Origin of the sequence: Streptomyces sp. NPDC088762, from assembly GCF_044750905.1 — a bacterium.
Lineage (GTDB): Bacteria > Actinomycetota > Actinomycetes > Streptomycetales > Streptomycetaceae > Streptomyces.
Genome location: NZ_JBIVKT010000004.1, coordinates 450,849 through 471,430, shown reverse-complemented (window position 1 = coordinate 471,430; position 20,582 = coordinate 450,849). Strand labels below are relative to the sequence as shown.

At 70.7% G+C, this 20,582-nt stretch carries 13 protein-coding genes; 8 read left to right on the top strand and 5 right to left on the bottom strand.

The features are described from left to right. Positions 1–75: 75 nt before the first annotated feature. Complete coding sequence (gene dxs / locus ACIP5M_RS13580) at positions 76–1,992, top strand: 1-deoxy-D-xylulose-5-phosphate synthase (protein ID WP_401196001.1); 1,917 nt, start codon at positions 76–78, stop codon at positions 1,990–1,992. Between the two features lie 105 nt (positions 1,993–2,097). After that, on the top strand, positions 2,098–3,648 hold the full coding sequence (locus ACIP5M_RS13575) for an amino acid permease (RefSeq protein ID WP_401195998.1): 1,551 nt from the start codon (positions 2,098–2,100) through the stop codon (positions 3,646–3,648). 32 nt (positions 3,649–3,680) lie between these two features. Here the strand turns inward: ACIP5M_RS13575 and ACIP5M_RS13570 are convergent, their stop codons facing one another. Beyond that, positions 3,681–4,775 (bottom strand): LCP family protein, encoded by a 1,095-nt coding sequence (locus tag ACIP5M_RS13570; protein ID WP_401195995.1) that lies wholly within the window; start codon positions 4,773–4,775, stop codon positions 3,681–3,683. Positions 4,776–5,001: 226 nt separating this feature from the next. Here ACIP5M_RS13570 and ACIP5M_RS13565 point away from each other — a divergent pair, with 226 nt between their 5' ends. From ACIP5M_RS13565 to ACIP5M_RS13545, 5 genes are all read left to right on the top strand, one after another. Next, positions 5,002–6,048, top strand: coding sequence for a hypothetical protein (locus ACIP5M_RS13565; protein WP_401195992.1), 1,047 nt, complete (start codon positions 5,002–5,004; stop codon positions 6,046–6,048). 394 nt (positions 6,049–6,442) lie between these two features. Next, positions 6,443–8,128 (top strand): stealth family protein, encoded by a 1,686-nt coding sequence (locus ACIP5M_RS13560; protein WP_401196333.1) that lies wholly within the window; start codon positions 6,443–6,445, stop codon positions 8,126–8,128. Continuing rightward, positions 8,125–9,087 carry a hypothetical protein gene (locus ACIP5M_RS13555; protein WP_401195989.1) on the top strand — a complete coding sequence of 321 codons (963 nt, stop codon included), beginning with the start codon at positions 8,125–8,127 and terminating at the stop codon, positions 9,085–9,087. Before ACIP5M_RS13560 ends, ACIP5M_RS13555 begins: the two co-directional genes overlap by 4 nt. Beyond that, on the top strand, positions 9,087–11,960 hold the full coding sequence (locus tag ACIP5M_RS13550) for a stealth conserved region 3 domain-containing protein (protein WP_401195986.1): 2,874 nt from the start codon (positions 9,087–9,089) through the stop codon (positions 11,958–11,960). The genes ACIP5M_RS13555 and ACIP5M_RS13550 overlap by 1 nt, the downstream gene beginning before the upstream one ends. A 45-nt stretch (positions 11,961–12,005) precedes the next feature. Further along, positions 12,006–13,397 carry a GDSL-type esterase/lipase family protein gene (locus ACIP5M_RS13545; protein ID WP_401195984.1) on the top strand — a complete coding sequence of 464 codons (1,392 nt, stop codon included), beginning with the start codon at positions 12,006–12,008 and terminating at the stop codon, positions 13,395–13,397. Between the two features lie 25 nt (positions 13,398–13,422). Here ACIP5M_RS13545 and ACIP5M_RS13540 read toward each other — a convergent pair whose 3' ends face one another. From ACIP5M_RS13540 to ACIP5M_RS13530, 3 genes are all read right to left on the bottom strand, one after another. After that, complete coding sequence (locus tag ACIP5M_RS13540) at positions 13,423–14,430, bottom strand: endonuclease/exonuclease/phosphatase family protein (RefSeq protein ID WP_401195981.1); 1,008 nt, start codon at positions 14,428–14,430, stop codon at positions 13,423–13,425. Between the two features lie 128 nt (positions 14,431–14,558). Next, positions 14,559–16,688, bottom strand: a complete 2,130-nt coding sequence (locus ACIP5M_RS13535; protein ID WP_401195979.1) for a 3-hydroxyacyl-CoA dehydrogenase NAD-binding domain-containing protein — start codon at positions 16,686–16,688, stop codon at positions 14,559–14,561. After that, positions 16,685–17,911, bottom strand: a complete 1,227-nt coding sequence (locus tag ACIP5M_RS13530; RefSeq protein WP_030960473.1) for an acetyl-CoA C-acyltransferase — start codon at positions 17,909–17,911, stop codon at positions 16,685–16,687. Before ACIP5M_RS13530 ends, ACIP5M_RS13535 begins: the two co-directional genes overlap by 4 nt. Positions 17,912–18,099: 188 nt before the next feature. Here ACIP5M_RS13530 and ACIP5M_RS13525 point away from each other — a divergent pair, with 188 nt between their 5' ends. Further along, the gene (locus tag ACIP5M_RS13525) at positions 18,100–19,185 is read left to right on the top strand and encodes a PQQ-binding-like beta-propeller repeat protein (protein ID WP_401195976.1); all 1,086 of its coding nucleotides are present in this window, start codon (positions 18,100–18,102) and stop codon (positions 19,183–19,185) included. A 69-nt stretch (positions 19,186–19,254) separates the two neighbouring features. Here ACIP5M_RS13525 and ACIP5M_RS13520 read toward each other — a convergent pair whose 3' ends face one another. After that, positions 19,255–20,541, bottom strand: a complete 1,287-nt coding sequence (locus tag ACIP5M_RS13520; protein WP_401195973.1) for an HRDC domain-containing protein — start codon at positions 20,539–20,541, stop codon at positions 19,255–19,257. Between the last annotated feature and the right edge of the window lie 41 nt (positions 20,542–20,582).

The following is a 20,582-nucleotide window of genomic DNA, read 5'->3' as shown; positions in this document are numbered from 1 at the left end:
GGGCAGCCGGATGACCGGACCCGCGAGCGGAACATTAGACTCGACAGACCAGCAAGCAACTGCAAGGAGGCACGGGTGCTGCTGACCCGCATCAAGGGACCGCGCGATCTGGACCGGCTCAGCCAGGAGGAGCTCGACGAGCTCGCCGCGGAGATCAGGTCGTTCCTCGTCGACGCCGTCTCCAAGACCGGCGGGCACCTCGGCCCCAACCTCGGTGTGGTCGAGCTGACGATCGCCCTGCACCGGGTCTTCGACTCGCCCAAGGACAAGGTCCTCTTCGACACCGGCCACCAGGCCTACGTCCACAAGCTGCTCACGGGCCGCCAGGACTTCGGCAACCTGCGCTCCAAGGGCGGCCTGTCCGGCTACCCCTCGCGCGCCGAGTCCGACCACGACGTGATCGAGAATTCCCACGCCTCCACCGTGCTCGGCTGGGCCGACGGCATCGCCAAGGCCAACGAGGTGCTCGGCCGCGAGGACCACCACGTCGCCGCGGTCATCGGCGACGGCGCGCTGACCGGCGGCATGGCCTGGGAGGCGCTGAACAACATCGCCGCCGCCAAGGACCGCCCCCTGGTCATCGTCGTCAACGACAACGAGCGCTCGTACGGCCCCACCATCGGCGGCCTCGCGAACCACCTGGCCACCCTGCGCACCACGGACGGCTACGAGCGCTTCCTGGCCCGCGGCAAGGACCTCCTGGAGCGCACCCCGGTCGTCGGGAAGCCGCTCTACGAGACGCTGCACGGGGCCAAGAAGGGCCTCAAGGACTTCATCGCCCCGCAGGGCATGTTCGAGGACCTGGGCCTGAAGTACATCGGCCCCATCGACGGCCACGACATCGAGGCCCTGGAGTCAGCGCTCCAGCGCGCCAAGCGCTTCAGCGGCCCGGTCATCGTGCACTGCCTCACCCAGAAAGGCCGGGGCTACACCCACGCGGAGCAGGACGAGGCGGACCGTTTCCACGGCATCGGCCCGATCCACCCCGACACCGGTCTGCCCGTCTCCGCCGACGCCGCCAGCTGGACCTCCGTCTTCGCCGACGAGATGGTCAAGCTGGGCAGGGAGCGCAAGGACATCGTCGCCATCACCGCGGCCATGCTCCAGCCCGTCGGCCTGAAGAAGTTCGCGGACGCCTTCCCGGACCGGATCTTCGACGTGGGCATCGCCGAGCAGCACGGCGCCACTTCGGCGGCAGGCCTGGCGACCGGCGGCGCCCACCCGGTCTTCGCGGTGTACGCCACCTTCCTCAACCGCGCCTTCGACCAGGTCCTGATGGACGTCGCCCTGCACAAGTGCGGGGTCACCTTCGTCCTGGACCGCGCCGGTGTCACCGGCACCGACGGCGCCTCCCACAACGGCATGTGGGACATGTCCATCCTCCAGGTCGTCCCCGGCCTGCGCCTCGCCGCCCCGCGCGACGCCGAGCAGCTGCGCGCGCAGCTGAACGAGGCCGTCCTCGTCAAGGACGCGCCGACCGTGGTGCGCTTCTCCAAGGGCGTCGTCGGCCCGGCCGTCCCGGCCGTCGGACGGATCGGCGGCATGGACGTGCTGCGCACCCCGGCCCCCGAGGTCACCCGACCGGACGTACTGCTCGTCTCGGTGGGCGCACTCGCCCCGATGTGCCTGGAAATCGCCGACCTGCTCGACAAGCAGGGCATCTCCACGACCGTCGTCGACCCCCGCTGGGTCAAGCCGGTGGACGAGGCGCTGGCCCCGCTCGCGGAACGGCACCGCGTCGTCGTCACCGTCGAGGACAACGGCCGCGCCGGCGGCGTCGGCTCGGCCGTCGCGCAGGCACTGCGCGACGCGGGCGTGGACGTGCCGCTGCGCGACTTCGGCATTCCGCAGCGCTTCCTCGACCACGCCACCCGCAAGGAGGTCATGGCCGAGATCGGCCTGACCGCCCCGGACATCGCCCGGCAGGTCACCGGCCTGGTGGCCAAGCTGGACGGGCGCTACGACAGCGAGGCGGCCGCCACCGTCGACTGACGCGGGGCCTTCGATAGATCGTCGCGCGGTTGCACGTCACGGGCCGGGAGATCACCCTGGAAAGGGTGGGCCTCCCGGCCCGTCCCGTTCGTGGGAGGTGCGTCGGTGGGTACGAATCTCAACAGTCCCTTCCGCAGCAAGTCGGTGGAGCAGTCCATCCGCGACACCGAGGAGCCGGAGCACGCGCTCAAGAAGTCCCTCTCCGCCTGGGACCTCACGGTCTTCGGCGTCGGCGTGATCATCGGCACCGGCATCTTCGTCCTCACCGGCAAGGTGGCCAAGGAGACCGCGGGCCCTGCAACCGCCCTGGCCTTCGTGGCCGCCGGCGTGGTCTGCGCGCTCGCCGCCCTCTGCTACGCCGAGTTCGCCTCGACGGTCCCCGTCGCCGGTTCCGCGTACACGTTCTCCTACGCCTCGCTCGGCGAGGTACCGGCGTGGATCATCGGCTGGGACCTGGTACTGGAGTTCGCCCTGGGCACCGCGGTGGTGGCCGTCGGCTGGTCGGGGTACGTGCGCTCGCTCATGGACAACGTCGGGCTCCACCTGCCGGCCTGGTTCGAGGGCCCGGACGTGCGGGGCGGCCATTTCGACCTGCTGGCCTTCGTGCTGGTCCTGGTGCTGACCGCGATCCTGGTCGTCGGCGTCAAGCTGTCCGCACGGATCACCGCGGTCGTCGTCGCGATCAAGGTCACGGTGGTGCTCATCGTCATCATCGCGGGGCTGTTCTTCATCACGGGCAGCAACTACAAGCCCTTCATCCCCGAGGCGGTTGCCCAGAAGGGCGGCTCCGGGCTCGACGCACCGCTGGTTCAGCTGCTGTTCGGCTACCAGCCGACCAACTTCGGCGTCATGGGCATCTTCACGGCGGCTTCCGTCGTGTTCTTCGCCTTCATCGGCTTCGACGTCGTCGCCACGGCCGCGGAGGAGACCAAGCTGCCCCAACGCGACATGCCGCGCGGCATCCTCGGCTCGCTCCTCATCTGCACCGTGCTCTACGTCGCGGTCTCGCTGGTCGTCACGGGCCTGCAGCACTACTCGCGGCTGTCGACCAGCGCGCCGCTCGCCGACGCCTTCAAGGACGCGGGCCATCCGGTGTACGGAGGCATCATCAGCTTCGGCGCGGCCGTGGGCCTCACGACCGTCTGCATGATCCTGCTCCTGGGCCAGACCCGCGTGTTCTTCGCGATGAGCCGCGACGGCCTGCTGCCGCGCTTCTTCTCGGTGACCCACCCGAAGTACCGCACCCCGTACCGGCCGACGATCCTGCTCGGCGTGGTCATCGCCATCGTCGCCGGGTTCACCAGCATCAACGAACTCGCGACGCTGGTGAACATCGGAACGCTCTTCGCCTTCGTGGTCGTGGCGCTCGGCGTGATGATCCTGCGCCGGACCCGTCCCGAGCTGCACCGGGCCTTCCGTACCCCGCTGGTGCCGCTGATCCCGATCCTGTCGATCGCCGCGTCGGTCTGGCTGATGCTGAACCTGCCGGCCGAGACCTGGCTGCGGTTCGGGGTCTGGATGGCCCTCGGCTTCGTCGTCTACTCCTGCTACAGCGTCTGGCACAGCCGGCTGGGCAGGTCGGACGGCGGTGCTCCCGGGGCCGAGCCGCCGACCGCGCCGACCACGCTGACCAAGCCCCCGGCGCCGGGCAACTGACACCCGGCGCGGGGCAGCCGGAGCGGGCCGGCTCAACCGCCCGTGGCGGGGGAGACCTTCGCGGAGGCCGGGATCTTCTGGTCGTTGCGGAGGGCTTCCCACAGCTGGGTCGCCTGCGGCTCGGCCACGATCACGCGGTTCGGGTCCACCTTGTCGTAGGCGACCGGCAGCATGATCGTCTGCATGGTGTCCGGGTCCACGCCCTTCATGCTCTGCGCGAAGTCGGACAGCGCGGTGAGCGAGGCGAGGTCGGAGTCGGTGGTGAGCGACTTGGTGCCGGCGTCCGCGAGCTTGTAGAGCCGCGCCGGGTTGCCGAGGGCGTCCTGCTTCTTGATCTCGGACAGCATCGCCATCATGAACTGCTGCTGGAGCCCGATGCGCCCGAGGTCGCTGCCGTCGCCGTAGCCGTAGCGGGTCCGTACGAACTTCAGCGAGTCGGTGCCGTTCAGCCGGTGCTCGCCCGCGTCCAGCTTCAGGCCGCCCTTCGCACCGCTCATCGGCTTGTCCAGGGTGACGGTGACCCCGCCGAGCGCGTCCACCAGTCCCTTGAACCCGGCGAAGTCCACCTCGACGAAGTGGTCCACGCGGATGCCGGACATCGCCTCCACGGTCTTCACCACGCAGGCCGGACCGCCGAGCGAGTAGACGGAGTTGAACATGACCCGCTTCGCGGACGCGACGGTCTTGCCGTTCTCGCCCTTGCACTCGGGCCGGGTGATCAGGGTGTCGCGGGGGATGCTCACCGCGGTGGCCTTCGCCCGGCCCTCGGGTATGTGCACCAGCATCGCGGTGTCCGAGCGGGCTCCGCTGACATCACCGTGGTCGAGGTCGCCGTTGGCCCCGGCCCGGGAGTCGGAGCCGAGGACGAGGACGTTCTGCGCTCCGGCCACGACCTTCTGCGGGCGGTTGTCGCCGATCGCCTTGTCCAGGTCGACGCTGTCGATGTTCCCGTTCAGGTGGCTGTACGCCCACCAGCCGGCGCCCGCGACCGCGAGGAGCAGGACCGCCAGGGTCAGCAGGATCACGCGTCCGATGCGCCGACCGCGGGTCCGGGTGCGCTTGCGCCCGCGCCCCTCGGAGGAGCCGCGGGGAGCTTCGCGGCCCGGTGTCATGACGTCCTGGCTCATCCTGTGAGTCCTCAATGGTGGTGACGGGCATGGGCGTTGGCGGGCGCGACTTCGGGTACGGGGAAAGGCCGCTCCGGCATGTCCACGCTGGCCGTGCATTATAGACAGCCAATGAGATGGGCGTACGATTTAACGGTCTGATTCATACACGTGTACGTCCCACTATCATTCGCTCGATGGTGGCCCCCGGGCCGTTCAGGCAGGTCTAGGGAAGGGTCGCGGCACGGTGAGCGAATTCGTCGTCGACGGGCGCTGGCTCGCCCTGGGCAAGGACGGGCGCCTCACGGCCCACGTCCGTACCCGTGGCGGTCTGCTGCGGTGGACGGAACAGGCGCCGGGCGGACCGAAGTGGACAGGTCCCGACTTCGTGGAGACGCCCGAGCTCAGCCACGTCACGGTCGTCCAGGGCGCCGATTGCTACCTGCACCTGCTGGGCCGCCGCACCGCGCGCGGTGCCGACGGGGCCCCGGTCGTGGACTTCGTGCACGCGACCCAATTCCAGACGGGGCGGCCGATCACCGATTGGCGTTCCCTCGGCAGCCCCTCGAAGGATCCGGCGCGCGCCGCGATGGCCGGCCCGCCGGTCGGCACGGTCGCGGCGTCCGGGGCGGTCTACCTGTTCGTCCGGCATGCCGGCGGCGGAGTGTCGATGCGCCGTGAGGGCCGCCGCGGCGCCTGGGAGCCGTGGAACAACCTCCGGGGCCAGCAGGGCATCGACGGCCTGGCCGCGGTCACCGCCTCCACGGGGCTCATCGAGCTGCTGGCCCCCGCGGACAACGGCCGCACCATGCACTGGTCGCAGTCCGTGCCCGACGGCGACATGGAGCGCCGCCCGAACATCCGCGTCAGCCCCGCCGTGGGCAGCCCCGTGGCGCTGGAGACCTCGCCGGGCCGCGTCACGTATTACTGGACCGACGCCGCGACGGGCGGCATCCTCGCCCACCGGCTGGGCGACTGGGTCATCCCCCTCGGCGGGGCTCCCGCCGAGGGACGGCTCGCGGCCGTGCGCGCCGTCCTGGACGGGTACGACTGCACGGTGCTCGCGCACTGGGGGTACGACGGCCAGGTCATGCTCGCCGCCTGCGGCTCGGAGAACGAGGGCGCGGGTCTGTGGTGGTTGCCGACCGGCGAGTCCACGGTGTGCCCGCCGGTGCTGGCGCTCGACGGCTACGGGCGCGTCGTGATCGGCTTGGTGGACCCGGACGGAGGGCTGCGCATCGCGCGACAGAGCGACGAGCCCGGTTTGGTCATGAATCCGGCGGTTCAGGCGTAATCCAGGGCTTCTTCGACGACGTGGCTCACGTAGCCGAAAATCGCCGAATGGATCTTGTGATCTTGTTCACAAGATATTTGCGAAAGATTGAACATGTCCTGAATGTGGGCGTGTTGCGATGTCCGGCCGACGGACGGCAGATGGACAACTCGTGACCATAAGTGTGAAGATCCGATAAGCGTCCGGGGGGGCGTGGACGGGGGATGCGTGCGGCGCGGTACGCCGAGTCCGGAGCGACCGGTCAGATGTGGCCACTTGCGATGTGGACGGATGCGGATACGTGGTGAGCAACCCAGAGGCGAGTAATCTCGTGGCGGGCTACCGGTCGCTCGTTCCCGTCCAGGCCCGCAGGCGCATCGTGCGCTCGGTACCCAAGCCCCTGCGCACCGGTGTCATGAAGAGCATGACCCTCGTCGACTCGGCCCGCTCCGCCGTCGTCGTACGGGCCATGGGAGGCGCGGACCATACGGGCGGCAGTGACGACGACGCTTCGCTGCGTGTCGTTCGCCTCCAGGGCAAGCACGTCCACGCGATGGTCGTCGACGGTGCCACGGAATGGGCCGCGAGGGCCCGGAACCTCCACCTGCTCGTCGGGGCGCTCGACGAAGCGGGCATCGACCACTTCTGTGTCCGCGGCACCGGCAAGCCCAATCCCTGCGTTGCCGTGCCCGCCGCTCAGCGCGAAGAGGTCGAGGACGTCCTCGCATACGCTTTCGGGATCAATCCCGGATACGTGGCCGACGCCTCCGGCGGTCAGCACCGCCCGGGCGCCTCCGCCAAGACCTGGCGCAGGAACCGCTCCCACGACGTACTGCGGCTGTTCTGGATCGTCTGCGACCCGACCGGGAACCTCGTCTTCGGCCAGGAGTCCGGTGTCGACCTGGAATTCTGGGGCGAATCGGACGGCCGGCTCGTCGCGCCGCGGCCCAACAGCGTGGTCACCGAGATCCCCGTGGACGGCCCCCGCACCTGGGCGCCGCAGCAACTGTTCAGCCCGGTGCCCGCTCCCTACTGGAGCGGCGAGGCACGCACCCTCGCCGAGTTCACCGCCCCGCTGCCCTCCGACCACCTCTTCCCGATCGACGTCGTCTACACCTGGGTGGACGACTCCGACCCGGTGTGGCGGGCCGGCAAGGACGCCGCCCGCCGCGGCATCACCTCCGGGGCCGCAGCCCCGCTCCACGAGCAGGCGGCCAATGACGCGCGGTTCACCAGCCGTGACGAGCTGCGCTACTCGCTGCGCTCCATCCACCAGTACGCGCCGTGGATCCGGCAGATCTTCCTCGTCACCGCCGGCCAGGCTCCGGGCTGGCTCAACACCGAGTACCCGGGCCTGCGGGTCGTCGACCACCGCGAGATCTTCTCCGACCCGGCGGCGCTGCCGACGTTCAACTCGCACGCCATCGAGAGCCAGCTGCACCACATACCCGACCTGTCGGAGCATTTCCTCTACCTCAACGACGACGTGTTCTTCGGCCGCCCGGTCCGCCCGGAGCACTTCTTCCACTCCAACGGGCTGTCGAAGTTCTTCATGTCCAAGGCGCTCATCCCGCCGGGCGGGGTCAGCGCCCAGGACCTGCCCGTCAACGCCGCCGGCAAGAACAGCCGCGGCCTCATCGCCCAGCAGTTCGGGACCTTCATCTCCCAGAAGATGAAGCACACCCCGCACGCGCTGCGCCGCAGCATCCTCTCCGAGATCGAGTACGTCTACGCGCAAGCGCACTGGGTCACCCAGCACTCGCGTTTCCGCTCCCCCCACGACGTGCCGATCGCCTCCTCGCTGCACCACTACTACTCGTACCACTCGGCCCGCGCCACGGTGGGCGACCTGCGGTACGTGTACATCGACATCGGCCACAACGGGGCGCAGCAGCGCCTCGACCGGCTCGTGGCCCGCCGGGACTTCGACACCTTCTGTATCAACGACACCGTTGCGCCCAAGGACAAAGACGCTCAGACGCGGATGGTCGAGCGTTTCCTCGACTCGTATTTCCCCGTACCGAGCCCCTACGAGCTGGCGGACGCCGTGGGAGTTCCCACCCGGCGCACCGCCGAGCTGGGAAGCCCGCATTACCGATGAAGAATTTCCTCAAGAGGCTGCTGCGTTCGCGTGAGACGTTCGTGGCCGCTCTGGCCCCGCGTCTCGTCGCCATCCGCTCCTGGCTGATGGTGCACGTCTTCCTGCCCCGACGCGTCAGGCGGGCGGCCGTGCTGCAGTACGCGCAGGTGCTGGACGGGCACACCATGAACCTGCACGCCGAGCTGCCCGACTCGGCCCCCCTCGGCGACTCCGCCGAGCTGGAGCTGAGGCACGGCCGTCGCAGCTTCCGTACGACGGTGCGGCTCTACGAGGACCGTGAGGACCGGCTTCTGATGGACGCCGCCGTCCTCCTCGGCGCCGGCCCTGGCGGCCTGCCCGTCACCAGCGGCCGCTGGAAGACGACGCTGCTGACCCAGGACGGCCGCAAGACCCGCAAGTACAAGCTGGTGCTGGTGGAACCGCCCGTGCCCTACGCCGGGCCGACCAAGCCGATGCACGCCTCGCCGGTCGACGGCCTTCGCCATCGGCTCGGCCGTACCGTCGCCGGCAGCCTGACGGTGGTCACCTCCAACCCGAAACCGCTGGCCGAGGTCGTGCGCATCGACCTCTCGCACTCCGCGATGGTCCTGGACTTCCGGACGGTCGGCGCCCAACTCCAGGAGCCCTGGGCTGAGTTCACGGCGTCGCGCCGCCGCCTCCAGCGACCGCTCGAGGCGCTGCCCGGCGGTGCCTGGCGCGTCGTCGTACCGTTGGAGGAGATGCCGCCGGTGCGCGCCACGGACCACTGGGACGTCTCCGTCGCCTCGCAGGGCTCGCGCACCCTGCGCATCGGCCGCCAGCTGCACGACGTGCGCAACCCGATGCGCGTCTTCAGCATCAACAAGGCCGTTGTCGCCCCGCGCGGCCTGGCGCCCATGATCGTCCACCCCCGTTACACCCCCGCGGGCAACCTCCGGGTCACCTGCAGCCGTATGCCCGAAGCCGGGCGGAGAGCCTGATGAAGATCACTTTTCTGCTGACCACTGCCGACGCCGTGGGAGGCACCGAACGAGCTGTCTTCAACCAGGCCGCCGAGCTCGCGTCCCGCCACGACGTACGCGTCCTCAGCATCTTCCGCAGCCAGCCCCAGCTGTTCTTCCCGCTCGACGAGCGGGTCCGGGTCGACTACCTCATCGACCAGACCGGCCCCGTACCGCGCCCGATGCGCCCGGTCGATCTGGGCGACGACGCGTACGCGGTCCTGTCCAAGCAGTCCAGCAACCTGGTCGACCGTGCCTGGGAAGCCGCGTTCAACCGGCTGTCGGACATCGAACTCGAACTCGCGCTCCAGCACACCGACACCGACATCCTCATCACGACCACCCCGGCCCTGATGGCACTGGCGGTCCAGCTCGCCCCCAGCCGGGTCATCACGGTTCACCAGGAGCACCGCGTCTCCGAGCTGCGCGGCACCAGCGGCGAGCCGCTCCTGAAGTACTCGGCGCGTCTCGACGCCCTCGCCGTGCTCAGCGGCCGCACCCGCGACTGGTTCGCCGAGACCCTCGGCGCCAGCGCGCCCCGTATCGAGGTCATCCCCAACGCGCTGCCCACCGGCTTCCGGCCGCGCTCCACCCTGGAGACCCGTACGGTGGTCACCGCCGGGCGTCTGGTCGGCGAGAAGCAGCTCGACCACGCGATCAACGCCTGGGCGCAGATCGCCCCCCGCCACCCCGACTGGATCCTGAGGATCTTCGGCGACGGCCCGCTGTCCGGAGCGCTGCGCCGCCAGATCAACCAGCTCGGCCTGCACGACAGCGTCCAGCTCAACGGCAACACCCCGCACCTCGCCGAGGAATGGGCCAAGGCCAGCATCGCGCTGATGACCTCCCGCAACGAGGCCTTCCCGCTCGTGCTCATGGAGGCGCAGGCCGCGGGTGTGCCCGTGCTCTCCTACGACTGCCCCAACGGGCCCAGCGAGATCATCCTGGACGGCCGCTCGGGCATCCTCGTCCCGCACGGCGACGTCGAGGCCCTCGCCCTGCAGCTCAATCGCCTCATCGAGGATCAGCAGCTCCGCCATCGGATGGGCGCCGAGGCCGCCCACACGATCCACCGGTTCGACCCGCCGCAGATCACCGCCCACTGGGAGAGACTCTTCAAGGAGTTGGCGGGCCACCGCGAGAGCGGCCGTCGCGATGCCGTCAAGGCCGACCGCCTCGCCCTGCACGCCGTCCACAGCGGGCTCACGGGCGCGGCCACCGCCGCCGCCCCCGCCCCCGCGAGCCAGTCGCGCTCCGGCAACCAGCGCCAGTTGGAGCAGCAGGTCGCCAAGCGCCGCCGCGAGCTCGTCCGCGACGGCGGCCAGCTGTGCCGGGTCACCGACTCCGAGTCCCCGTTCGACATCGTGCAGGCGAACCTGGCGCTGGCCGCCGACGCCCTCGAAGCGGCAGGGATCGCCTACCTCGTCACGCGCGACACGATGGTCCGCAAGACCATCGCCGTCCACGCCGCCTACCGCGAGCAAGTGCTGAAGGCACTGGCATCGGCTTACCGGCAGGAAGCCGTCTACGCGGCCTTCCTCAACGAGCGCCAGGACGCCATCACCACCGTCCTCGCCGGGCTGTGCGAGGACCACCTGCAGCTCCAGTGCACCGGTGTCCGCGTCTACCAGAGCGTCGTGACCACCTCGCGCACCCTGCGCATGGGCGCCGTCTACGGCTGCACGATCTCCTTCTGGGAGACCGATCCCGAGGACGAGGAGTTCGTGCGGGCCCCCGCGCGCACCCTCATCGGCGACCGGATATCCCAGTACTCGATGAGACGCGTCCCCACGGTCCTCGCCGGGCGCACCTACCCCACCATCGAATCCTTCGCGCAGCCCCTGCACGCCGACGTGAACTTCCCGATCGACGCCGTCTACACGTGGGTCGACGGCTCCGACATCAGCTGGCTGGAGCGCAAGAACCAGGTGCTGGCCGGGCTCGGCCTGGAGACGGTGGACGCCGCCGCCAGCGCCGCGCGCTTCCGCAGCCGCGACGAGCTGCGCTTCTCGTTGCGCTCGATCGACATGTACGCGCCGTGGATCCGGAACGTCTACATCGTCACCGACCGGCAGGTGCCGGCCTGGCTCGACACCAACCACCACCGGGTCCGCGTCGTCGACCACACGGAGATATTCGGGAACCGCGGTGCGTTGCCGACGTTCAACTCGCACGCCATCGAAAGCCAGCTCCACAACATCGAGGGTCTCGCCGAGCACTTCCTCTACTTCAACGACGATTTCTTCATGGGCCGCACCGTGCTGCCGAGCCTCTTCTTCGAGGGCAACGGGCAGGCCAAGCACTTCCTGTCGCCGACCGCCATCCCGATGCTCCCCACCCGCCAGGACGACGACTTCAACATCAGCGCGGCCAAGAACAACCGCGCCCTGATCGCCGGCTCCTTCGGCCAGGCCCTGACGCACGGCTTCCTGCACGCGCCGTACCCGATGCGCCGCAGCGTGATGGCCGACCTGCACCAGGCCTACCCGGAGGTCATGGCCCAGACGGCGGCGAGCCGGTTGCGCTCCCACAGCGACGTGTCCGTCGCGTCGTCGCTGCACCACTACTTCGCCTACCAGACCAGCCGGAGCATCCCGGGCCGCATCGCCTGCGGATTCGTCAACGTCGGCCTGAGCGAGCACCGCACGCGGCTCACCCGCCTGATGACGGCCCGTCCGCACGACGTCTTCTGCCTCAACGACTACCACGACGGGGACGTCCCGGAGGAAGAGCAGGACGCGATCTTGGCGGCGTTCCTCCCCAGTTACTTCCCGATCGCCAGCCAGTTCGAGTACGGGTCGCCCCGGAACCAGCACTACCACGCCGGCCGGATGCCCGAGTGGCCCCTTTAAGCGCAGCGGCATGCGTGGAGAGATCAGCGTGACAGAGGAGAAGTCGTGACCAAGCTGTGCATCATAGGGAACTCCGTGGCCGCTTCCCGGAGCGCCAAGGAGGCGCCGTGGGCCGGATGGGGCCAGTTCCTCGGTGACTACCTCACCCCGTACGTCGAGGTGAAGAACTACGCGCGTGACGCGATGACGGCGCGCTCGTACTACACCGAGAAGTTCTTGAGCCTCCTCAACCAGCTGAGCCCGGGCGACGTGGTGCTGGTGGACTTCGGCGGCGTCGAGCAGCGCATCGACAAGCCCGCGCTGTACCACAGCCACCGGGAGCTGCGGGAGTTCCTCCACCTCTACCTGGTCGCGATCCGCACGGAGGGTGCCGTCCCCGTGCTGCTCACCCCGGCTGTGCGGTGCGTCTTCGAGCCCGACGGTTCCGTTGCCGACACCCGCGACGGCTACCCGCAGGTGGTCCGGGAGGTCGCCGCCGAGACCGGCACGCCGCTGATCGACGTGAACCTGCTGACCGCGCGGATGCTGTACGAGCTGGGCCCGCAGCGGGCCCGCCAGTACTACCGCTGGGTGGACGCGGGCGAGCACCCCAACCACCCCGACGGGCTGATCGACGCCTCCCACTTCAACGAGAACGGTGCCCGCGAGGTCGCCCGGATCATCGCCCTCGGAATGGGCCAGGTGGCCGGCCTCCCCTATGGGCTGGTGAGTCCGGAGGCGGTCGCGCAGGCCCCCGCCTACCCGCCGCCGCTGACCGAGTTCACGGTCGAGGCTCCCGAGCGCGCCCTGCAGGGCCCCGGCGGGGCCGCCCCCGCGCCGGTGTTCGCCGGGCCGAAGCCCGGCCAGGCTGTCAGCGCCATGCAGAAGTTCTGGGGCACGGCCGCGCCCGGTACCTCGTACCTGCTCTTCTTCGAGCTGGGCCACTACATCGGCGGCACGCGGGTCAACGCCGAGGGCAAGTGGACCTGGCGCCGGGCGGTCAAGTGGCAGGCGGGCAGCCGCTTGGTGCAGGCCGTCGGCATCACCGCCCAGGGCCTGTCCGACGTGGGCCAACTGCCGTTCGAGGTGTGGGACACCGTCGAGCCGCCCGTCGTCCTCGGCCCCCGCCCGGGCAGCATCAGTGGCCCGCGGCCGCGCTTCTCGGGGACAGCTGCCCCCGGCGTCTCGCAGGTGATGGTGAGGGAGGGAGGGCGGCTGATCGCCGCGGCTCCGGTCCAGAAGGACGGCACGTGGAAGGTGACCCACCAGCACGACTGGCGCCCGGGCACCTACGAGCTGGAGTTCGTGGCGATCTTCAGCGCGATCCACTCGAAGCCCGCGCAGCACGTCCTGCGCGTGCACGGTGTCCCGGACGGGAACTGGATCCGCGAGTCCACCATGTCCCGGGTGCCGTGCAGCGACAAGTGCGACCACATGCCCTTCGCGGGACGCTGGTGAGCGCTGACGGCCGCGCCGCTGCCGGCTAGCGGTTGATCCGTACCGTCACGTAGACCGGAGCGTGGTCGGACTTTCCGTTGGGAGGCGTGTCCTCCTCGTTCGGGGTGGTGTCCATGCGCGAGCGGTCCACCCCGCAACCGGAGAGGGCCGCCTTGGTGCCGTCCCGTCCGCGGCTGACGAAGACGTGGTCCAAGGTCCGGTAGACGTGCTTGCCGCCCTTCGAGTCCCAGGCGTGGTGCGTGGTCTCCTCGTCTTGGGTCAGGGCCTTGCACTCGGTCAGCGTGGTCGTCAGCGGGACCAGGTCCAGCGACTTGGAGTTGCGGTTGAAGTCCCCGGTCAGGACGTACGGCTTGCCGTCGGGCGAGATCCGCTCGGCGATCCGGGTGACCTGCTCCGCGCCGCGCTTGTCGTTCGAGGGCAGCAGGTGAGTCGTGCAGATCCGGTGCGACCAGCCCTCGACGTCCACGCAGAGCAGCGGGGAGACCTGTCCGTCACTCTGTGAGGGGTCGTCGGTGAGGGTGTTGCCCGAGACGGACGAAACGATTGTGCCGCGCACCGCGACAGCGACCCCCAGCTCACCGGTCAGGGAACCCCGGCACTCCGACGCGCCGTCGGGCCGGGTGCCGCGGGCGCGCATCACCGTCCAACCCGGCTCCAGAGCGGCCTCCAGCTGGGTCAGATGACTGCCCGGCGCCCCGCCACAGACCTCCTGGAGGGTCACGACGTCGGCGTGGCGCTCGGCGACCATCGCCTTGATCTCGGCCACGGTGAGGTCCGGCCGGTTGCGATTGGGGCAGAAGCCGCGCTGACCGCGCAAGCCGCCGGCCTCCCCGCAGATGTTCCAGTTGAGGACGTTCAGCCGTGTCGGCGCGGTGGTGGGTTGCGCCGGCCGTGCCTGGGGCGCCCGCTGCTGTTGCGTCATGGCGTACCCGCCCGCGCCCATGAGGGCGGCGAACAGCGCGCACAGCAAGGTCACCAGCACCGCGGTCGGAAGCGGGGGGAGACGTCGGGGCTTGCTGGTGCGCTCGTACATCCCATGATTATCCGGGGTGGACGTACGTCCCGGACACCGGGTGGCAGGAACGGGAAAGGCGCCCGCCCCCGGGAGGGGGACGGGCGCCTTCCACGCGGCGGCCGGCCGGGGCCGGCCGCCGTCCTTCATCAGGCCGGGACGCTCGCCACGCCCGGGGCCAGGAACTTCTTGCCGTTCACGCGCTCCGAGACGCCCTCGCGGTCCAGGTACGGCGTGATGCCGCCCAGGTGGAAGGGCCAGCCGGCGCCGGTGATGAGGCAGAGGTCGATGTCCTGGGCCTCGGCCACGACACCCTCCTCCAGCATCAGGCCGATCTCCTGCGCCACCGCGTCCAGGACGCGGTCGCGGACCTGCTCCTCCGTCAGGACGGAGTCGCCCTGCACCAGGAGGGCGGCGACCTCGGGGTCCAGCTCCGGCTTGCCGGAATCGTAGACGTAGAAGCCGCGCTTGCCCGCCTTGACCACGGCGGCCAGGTTCGGCGAGACGGTGAAGCGCTCCGGGAAGGCGCGGTTCAGGGTCTCGGACACGTGCAGGCCGATCGCCGGGCCGACGAGCTCCAGCAGCACCAGCGGGGACATCGGCAGGCCGAGCGGCTCGATGGCCTTCTCGGCCGTGACGACCGGGGTGCCCTCGTCGATGACGTTCTGGATCTCGCCCATGAAGCGGGTCAGGATGCGGTTCACGACGAACGCCGGGGCGTCCTTGGTGAGGACCGCGGTCTTCTTCAGCTTCTTGGCGACACCGAAGGCCGTGGCCAGCGAGGCGTCGTCGGTCTGCTCACCGCGGACGATCTCCAGCAGCGGGAGGATCGCGACCGGGTTGAAGAAGTGGAAGCCGACCACGCGCTCCGGGTGCTGGAGCTTCGAGGCCATCTCCGACACCGACAGCGAGGAGGTGTTGGTGGCGAGGATCGCGTGCGCCGGGGCGACCGCCTCGACCTCCGCGAACACCTTCTGCTTGACGGACATCTCCTCGAACACGGCCTCGATGATGAAGTCCGCGTCCGCGAAGCCCTCGGCCTTGTCCAGGACACCGGTCACCAGGGCGGTCAGGCGGTTGGCCTTGTCCTGGTTGATGCGGCCCTTGCCGAGCAGCTTCTGGATCTCGGCGTGGACGTAGCCCACGCCCTTGTCCACGCGCTCCTGGTCGATGTCGGTGAGGACCACCGGCACCTCCAGGCGGCGCAGGAAGAGCAGCGCCAGCTGCGAGGCCATCAGGCCCGCGCCGACGACGCCGACCTTGGTGACCGGACGGGCCAGGGACTTGTCCGGGGCACCCGCCGGGCGCTTGGCGCGCTTCTGGACCAGGTTGAAGGCGTAGATGCCCGAGCGCAGCTCGCCGCCCATGATGAGGTCGGCCAGAGCCGTGTCCTCGGCGTCGAAGCCGGCCTGCAGGTCGCCGTCCTTGGCCGCGGCGATGATGTCCAGCGCGCGGTAGGCGGCCGGAGCGGCGCCGTGCACCTTGGAGTCCGCGATGAAGCGGCCCTTGGCGACGGCCGCGTCCCAGGCCTCGCCGCGGTCGATCTCCGCGCGGACGACCTCGGTGGTGCCGTTGAGGACGTTGGCGGTCCACAGGAGCGACTGCTCGAGGAAGTCCGCGCCCTCGAAGATCGCGTCGGCGATGCCGAGCTCGAAGACCTGCTTGCCCTTGAGCTGGCGGTTCTGGTTCAGCGAGTTCTCGATGATGACCGAGACCGCGCGCTCCGCGCCGATCAGGTTCGGGAGGATGGCGCAGCCGCCCCAGCCCGGAACCAGACCGAGGAAGACCTCGGGCAGCGAGAAGGCCGGGATGGCCTTCGAGACGGTGCGGTAGGTGCAGTGCAGACCCACCTCGACACCGCCGCCCATCGCCGCGCCGTTGTAGTACGCGAAGGTGGGGACGGCCAGGGCCGACAGGCGCTTGAAGACGTCGTGGCCGCCCTTGCCGATGGCGAGCGCCTCGTCGTGCTTCTTCAGCAGCTCGACACCCTTGAGGTCGGCGCCGACGGCGAAGATGAACGGCTTGCCGGTGATGCCCGCGCCGACGATGGAGCCGGCGATGGCCTCCTGCTCGACCTGGTCGATCGCCGCGTTCAGGTTGGCGAGGGACTGCGGGCCGAAGGTGGTCGGCTTGGTGTGGTCGAAACCGTTGTCCAGCGTGATGAGCGCGAAGCGCCCGGCGCCGAACGGCAGGTCCAGGTGGCGGACGTGCGCGGACGTGACGACCTCGTCCGGGAACAGCTCGGCCGCACCCTTCAGGAGCTCAGCGGTGGTGCTCACTTGGAGTCTCCCTCGGCGTTGAAGTTCGGGTTCTCCCAGATGACCGTGGCGCCCATGCCGAAGCCGACGCACATGGTGGTCAGGCCGTAGCGGACGTGCGGCTGCTCCTCGAACTGGCGGGCCAGCTGCGTCATCAGGCGGACGCCGGAGGAGGCGAGCGGGTGCCCGAAGGCGATGGCGCCGCCGTACTGGTTCACGCGGGCGTCGTCGTCGGCGATGCCGTAGTGCTCCAGGAAGGCCAGCACCTGCACGGCGAAGGCCTCGTTGATCTCGAACAGGCCTATGTCGTCGATCGTCAGACCGGCCTGGGCGAGGGCCTTTTCGGTGGCCGGGATCGGGCCGTAGCCCATGACCTCCGGCTCGACACCGGCGAAGGAGTACGAGACCAGGCGCATCTTGACCGGGAGGTTGTTCTCCCGGGCGAAGTCCTCGGACGCGATGATCGCGGCGGTGGCACCGTCGTTGAGACCGGCGGCGTTGCCCGCGGTGACCCGGCCGTGGGTACGGAACGGGGTCTTCAGGTTGGCCAGGTTCTCCAACGTGGTGCCCGGGCGCATCGGCTCGTCGGTGGTGACCAGGCCCCAGCCCGTCTCACCCGCGGCCTCGTTGGTGTTGCGCACCGAGATCGGGACCAGGTCCTGCTGGATCTTGCCGTCGGCGTACGCCTTGGCGGCCTTCTCCTGCGAGCGCACGGCGTACTCGTCGGCGCGGAGCTTGGTGATCGTCGGGTACCGGTCGTGCAGGTTCTCGGCGGTCATGCCCATGAACAGGGCGGACTCGTCGACCAGCTTCTCGGAGACGAAGCGCGGGTTCGGGTCCACGCCCTCGCCCATGGGGTGGCGGCCCATGTGCTCGACACCGCCGGCGAGGGCGACGTCGTACGCACCGAAGGCCACACCGCCCGCGACGGCGGTCACGGCGGTCAGCGCGCCGGCGCACATGCGGTCGATGGAGTAGCCCGGGACGGACTGCGGGAGGCCCGCGAGGATGCCGGCGGTACGGCCCAGCGTCAGGCCCTGGTCACCGATCTGCGTGGTCGCGGCGATGGCGACCTCGTCGATCTTCTTGGGGTCCAGGTCCGGGTTGCGGCGCAGCAGCTCCCGGATCGCCTTCACGACGAGGTCGTCGGCGCGGGTCTCGTGGTAGATGCCCTTCGGGCCCGCCTTGCCGAACGGGGTGCGGACGCCGTCGACGAAGACGACGTCCCTGACGGTACGAGGCACGTTGGCTCTCCTCCAGGTGCGGGTGTGCACTGCTGCGCGGCGGAGCGCTCCTTCTCACTGAGCGCCCGCTCACCCGGCCCATGCTACTTGTGGGTAACTCATGTGCACACCCCCTCCCCGAACAGCGGCGAAGGTCACACCGCGCCTGTTCCGGGCCGGCCGGCCGCGCCGCGCGGAAGATGGTGCCCGTGAGCACGTACGTGATGTGGGAGCGCCCCCTCCACCAGCAGGGCGATCCGAGGACCGTGGCGGTGGCCGACGACTGCGTCGTCGTTCACGAGCGCTTCAGCAGACTGGTCTGCCTGGAGCGTGAGGACGGCTCCGTCCGCTGGGACCACCCGTTCGGACGGTGGCCGCGGGCGGTGGTGGCCGCGGACGGTCGCTGCTACGGGATCGCGCAGGACGTGGACGCGCTCTCCTGCCGCGATCTGCGGTCCGGCGCGGAGCTCTGGCGGGCACCCCTGCCCGGCTTCACGGGCCACGTGGCGGTGGCCGGGGACACCGTGCTCGTCGGCGGCTGGCGCGGGTACACCCCGCTCCAGGCCTTCGACACGGCCACCGGGCGCCCCGTCTGGCGGACCCCCCGCCCCGTCGACACCGTGCTGCCGCTCGGCCTGGGCGACGGTACGGCCCTGCTGGGCGCGCCGGGCGGGGCGGAGGTCCGCCGGATCCGGCTCGGCGACGGGTCGCGTGCGGAGCGCGTGCCGTTGCCGGGGATGTTGCCGGACGGGGACGACCGGGCGGTCTTCTCGCGGGCGGGCGGCGGCCGCGTGCTGCTCTGCTGCGACGGCGGGCCCGTCACCGAGCTCCGCTTCCGGACCGGTGCGCGCGGGTTTCGTACGGGCACGCGGGCACGGACGCTCCCGGTGTCCGGCGCGGCCGGGCCGGTGTCCGAGGCGGGGGGTCTGCTGTGGCTGAGCGGGCCGAAGGGGTTCGACGTGCTGGACCCGGCCGACGGGACGCCGCTGTGGCGGGTGGAAGCGGGCCACCGCATGGCCGAAGGGGTGGTCCCGGTCGCGGACGGCTTCCTGGTCGCGGGAACCCAGGGCACCCTCTTCCGCCTCGGCCCCACCGGCGAGGTGGCGGAGCGGATGACGCTGGGGCGGCGCGTGGCCGGTCTGCTGCCCGGGTTCCCGGCGGGGGCGGCCGGGCCGGCGGCCCGCGCCGGTCAGGCGTTCGCGCTCACGAAGGGCACGCTCGTGGCGCTCCGTGCGCCGGGCGAGGCGGGCGAGGCGGGCGAGGCGGGCGACACGGCGGTGGCGCGGGGGGACTGACGGGCGTGCCCGGGAACGCCGAGAGCCCCCGTCCGCGCAGGCGGGACGGGGGCTCTCGGGGCGTACGGGTCAGGAGGCGGCCGGCTCCAGGGCCGTCACCAGCACCGGGGTGACCTGCTCGATCTGCCACGGGCGGGCGCCGTAGCCCGCCAGGGCCTGCGCCACCGTGTCCTGCTCCAGCCGCTGCGGCGGCTCCCAGCACAGGCGGCGGACCGTGTCCGGGGCGATCAGGTTCTCCTGGGGCAGGTTCAGCGACTCGGCCAGGGCCGAGACGGCGGCGCGGGCCGCCGACAGCCGGGCCGCGGCGGCCGGGTCCTTGTCGGCCCAGGAGCGCGGCGGCGGCGGACCGGCCGGGGTCGCCCCCGGCTGCGGCAGCTCGCTCTCGGGCAGGGCCTTCGCCCGGTCCACGGCGGCCATCCACTGCTCCAGCTGGCGCCGGCCCATCCGCTGCCCGTAGCCGGGCAGGGCGGACAGGGTGTGCACGTTCGCCGGGAGGGCCAGGGCGGCCTCGACGATCGCGGCGTCGCCCAGCACCTTGCCGGGGGAGACGTCGCGCCGCTGGGCGATCCGGTCCCGCGACTCCCACAGCTCCCGTACGACCGCCATCTGCCGGCGGCGGCGCACCTTGTGCATGCCGGACGTACGGCGCCACGGGTCCTTGCGCGGCGGCGCGGGCGGAGCGGAGGCGATGGCCTCGAACTCCTGGCGGGCCCATTCCAGCTTGCCCTGCCGGTCCAGCTCCTTCTCCAGGGCGTCCCGCAGGTCCACCAGCAGTTCCACGTCCAGCGCGGCGTAGCGCAGCCACGGCTCCGGAAGCGGGCGGGTGGACCAGTCGACGGCTGAGTGCCCCTTCTCCAGGGCGTAGCCGAGCACGCTCTCGACCATGGCGCCCAGTCCGACCCGCGGGAAGCCGGCGAGCCGCCCCGCCAGTTCGGTGTCGAAGAGCGAGGTCGGGACCATGCCTATTTCGCGCAGGCACGGCAGGTCCTGCGTGGCGGCGTGCAGGATCCACTCGGTGCCGGACAGGGCCTCGCCCAGTGCGGACAGGTCGGGGCAGCCCACCGGGTCGATCAGCGCGGATCCCGCGCCCTCGCGGCGCAACTGCACCAGGTAGGCGCGCTGGCCGTAGCGGTATCCGGAGGCGCGCTCGGCGTCGACGGCCACGGGCCCGGTGCCCGCGGCGAAGGCCGCGACCACCCGGGCGAGCGCGTCCGCGTCGGCGACGACCGGGGGGATCCCCTCACGGGGCTCCAGCAATGGAATCGGCGGCCCATCGGACGAACTGACGACGTCGTCCGGGGGGCCGCCCCCGGTGGTGGTGCGCAGGTCTGCTGCGGTCTCTTGGGCGTCGGTCACCGGTCAAGGGTATCCGTGGATACGAGGCGCCCGTCGCCGGA

Coding starts and splice junctions, on each gene's coding strand:
- ACIP5M_RS13570 (WP_401195995.1), bottom strand. CDS start 4,775: ATGAGCCAGGACGTCATGACACCGGGCCGCGAAGCTCCCCGCGGCTCC.
- ACIP5M_RS13560 (WP_401196333.1), top strand. CDS start 6,443: ATGAAGAGCATGACCCTCGTCGACTCGGCCCGCTCCGCCGTCGTCGTA.
- ACIP5M_RS13555 (WP_401195989.1), top strand. CDS start 8,125: ATGAAGAATTTCCTCAAGAGGCTGCTGCGTTCGCGTGAGACGTTCGTG.
- ACIP5M_RS13550 (WP_401195986.1), top strand. CDS start 9,087: ATGAAGATCACTTTTCTGCTGACCACTGCCGACGCCGTGGGAGGCACC.
- ACIP5M_RS13540 (WP_401195981.1), bottom strand. CDS start 14,430: ATGTACGAGCGCACCAGCAAGCCCCGACGTCTCCCCCCGCTTCCGACC.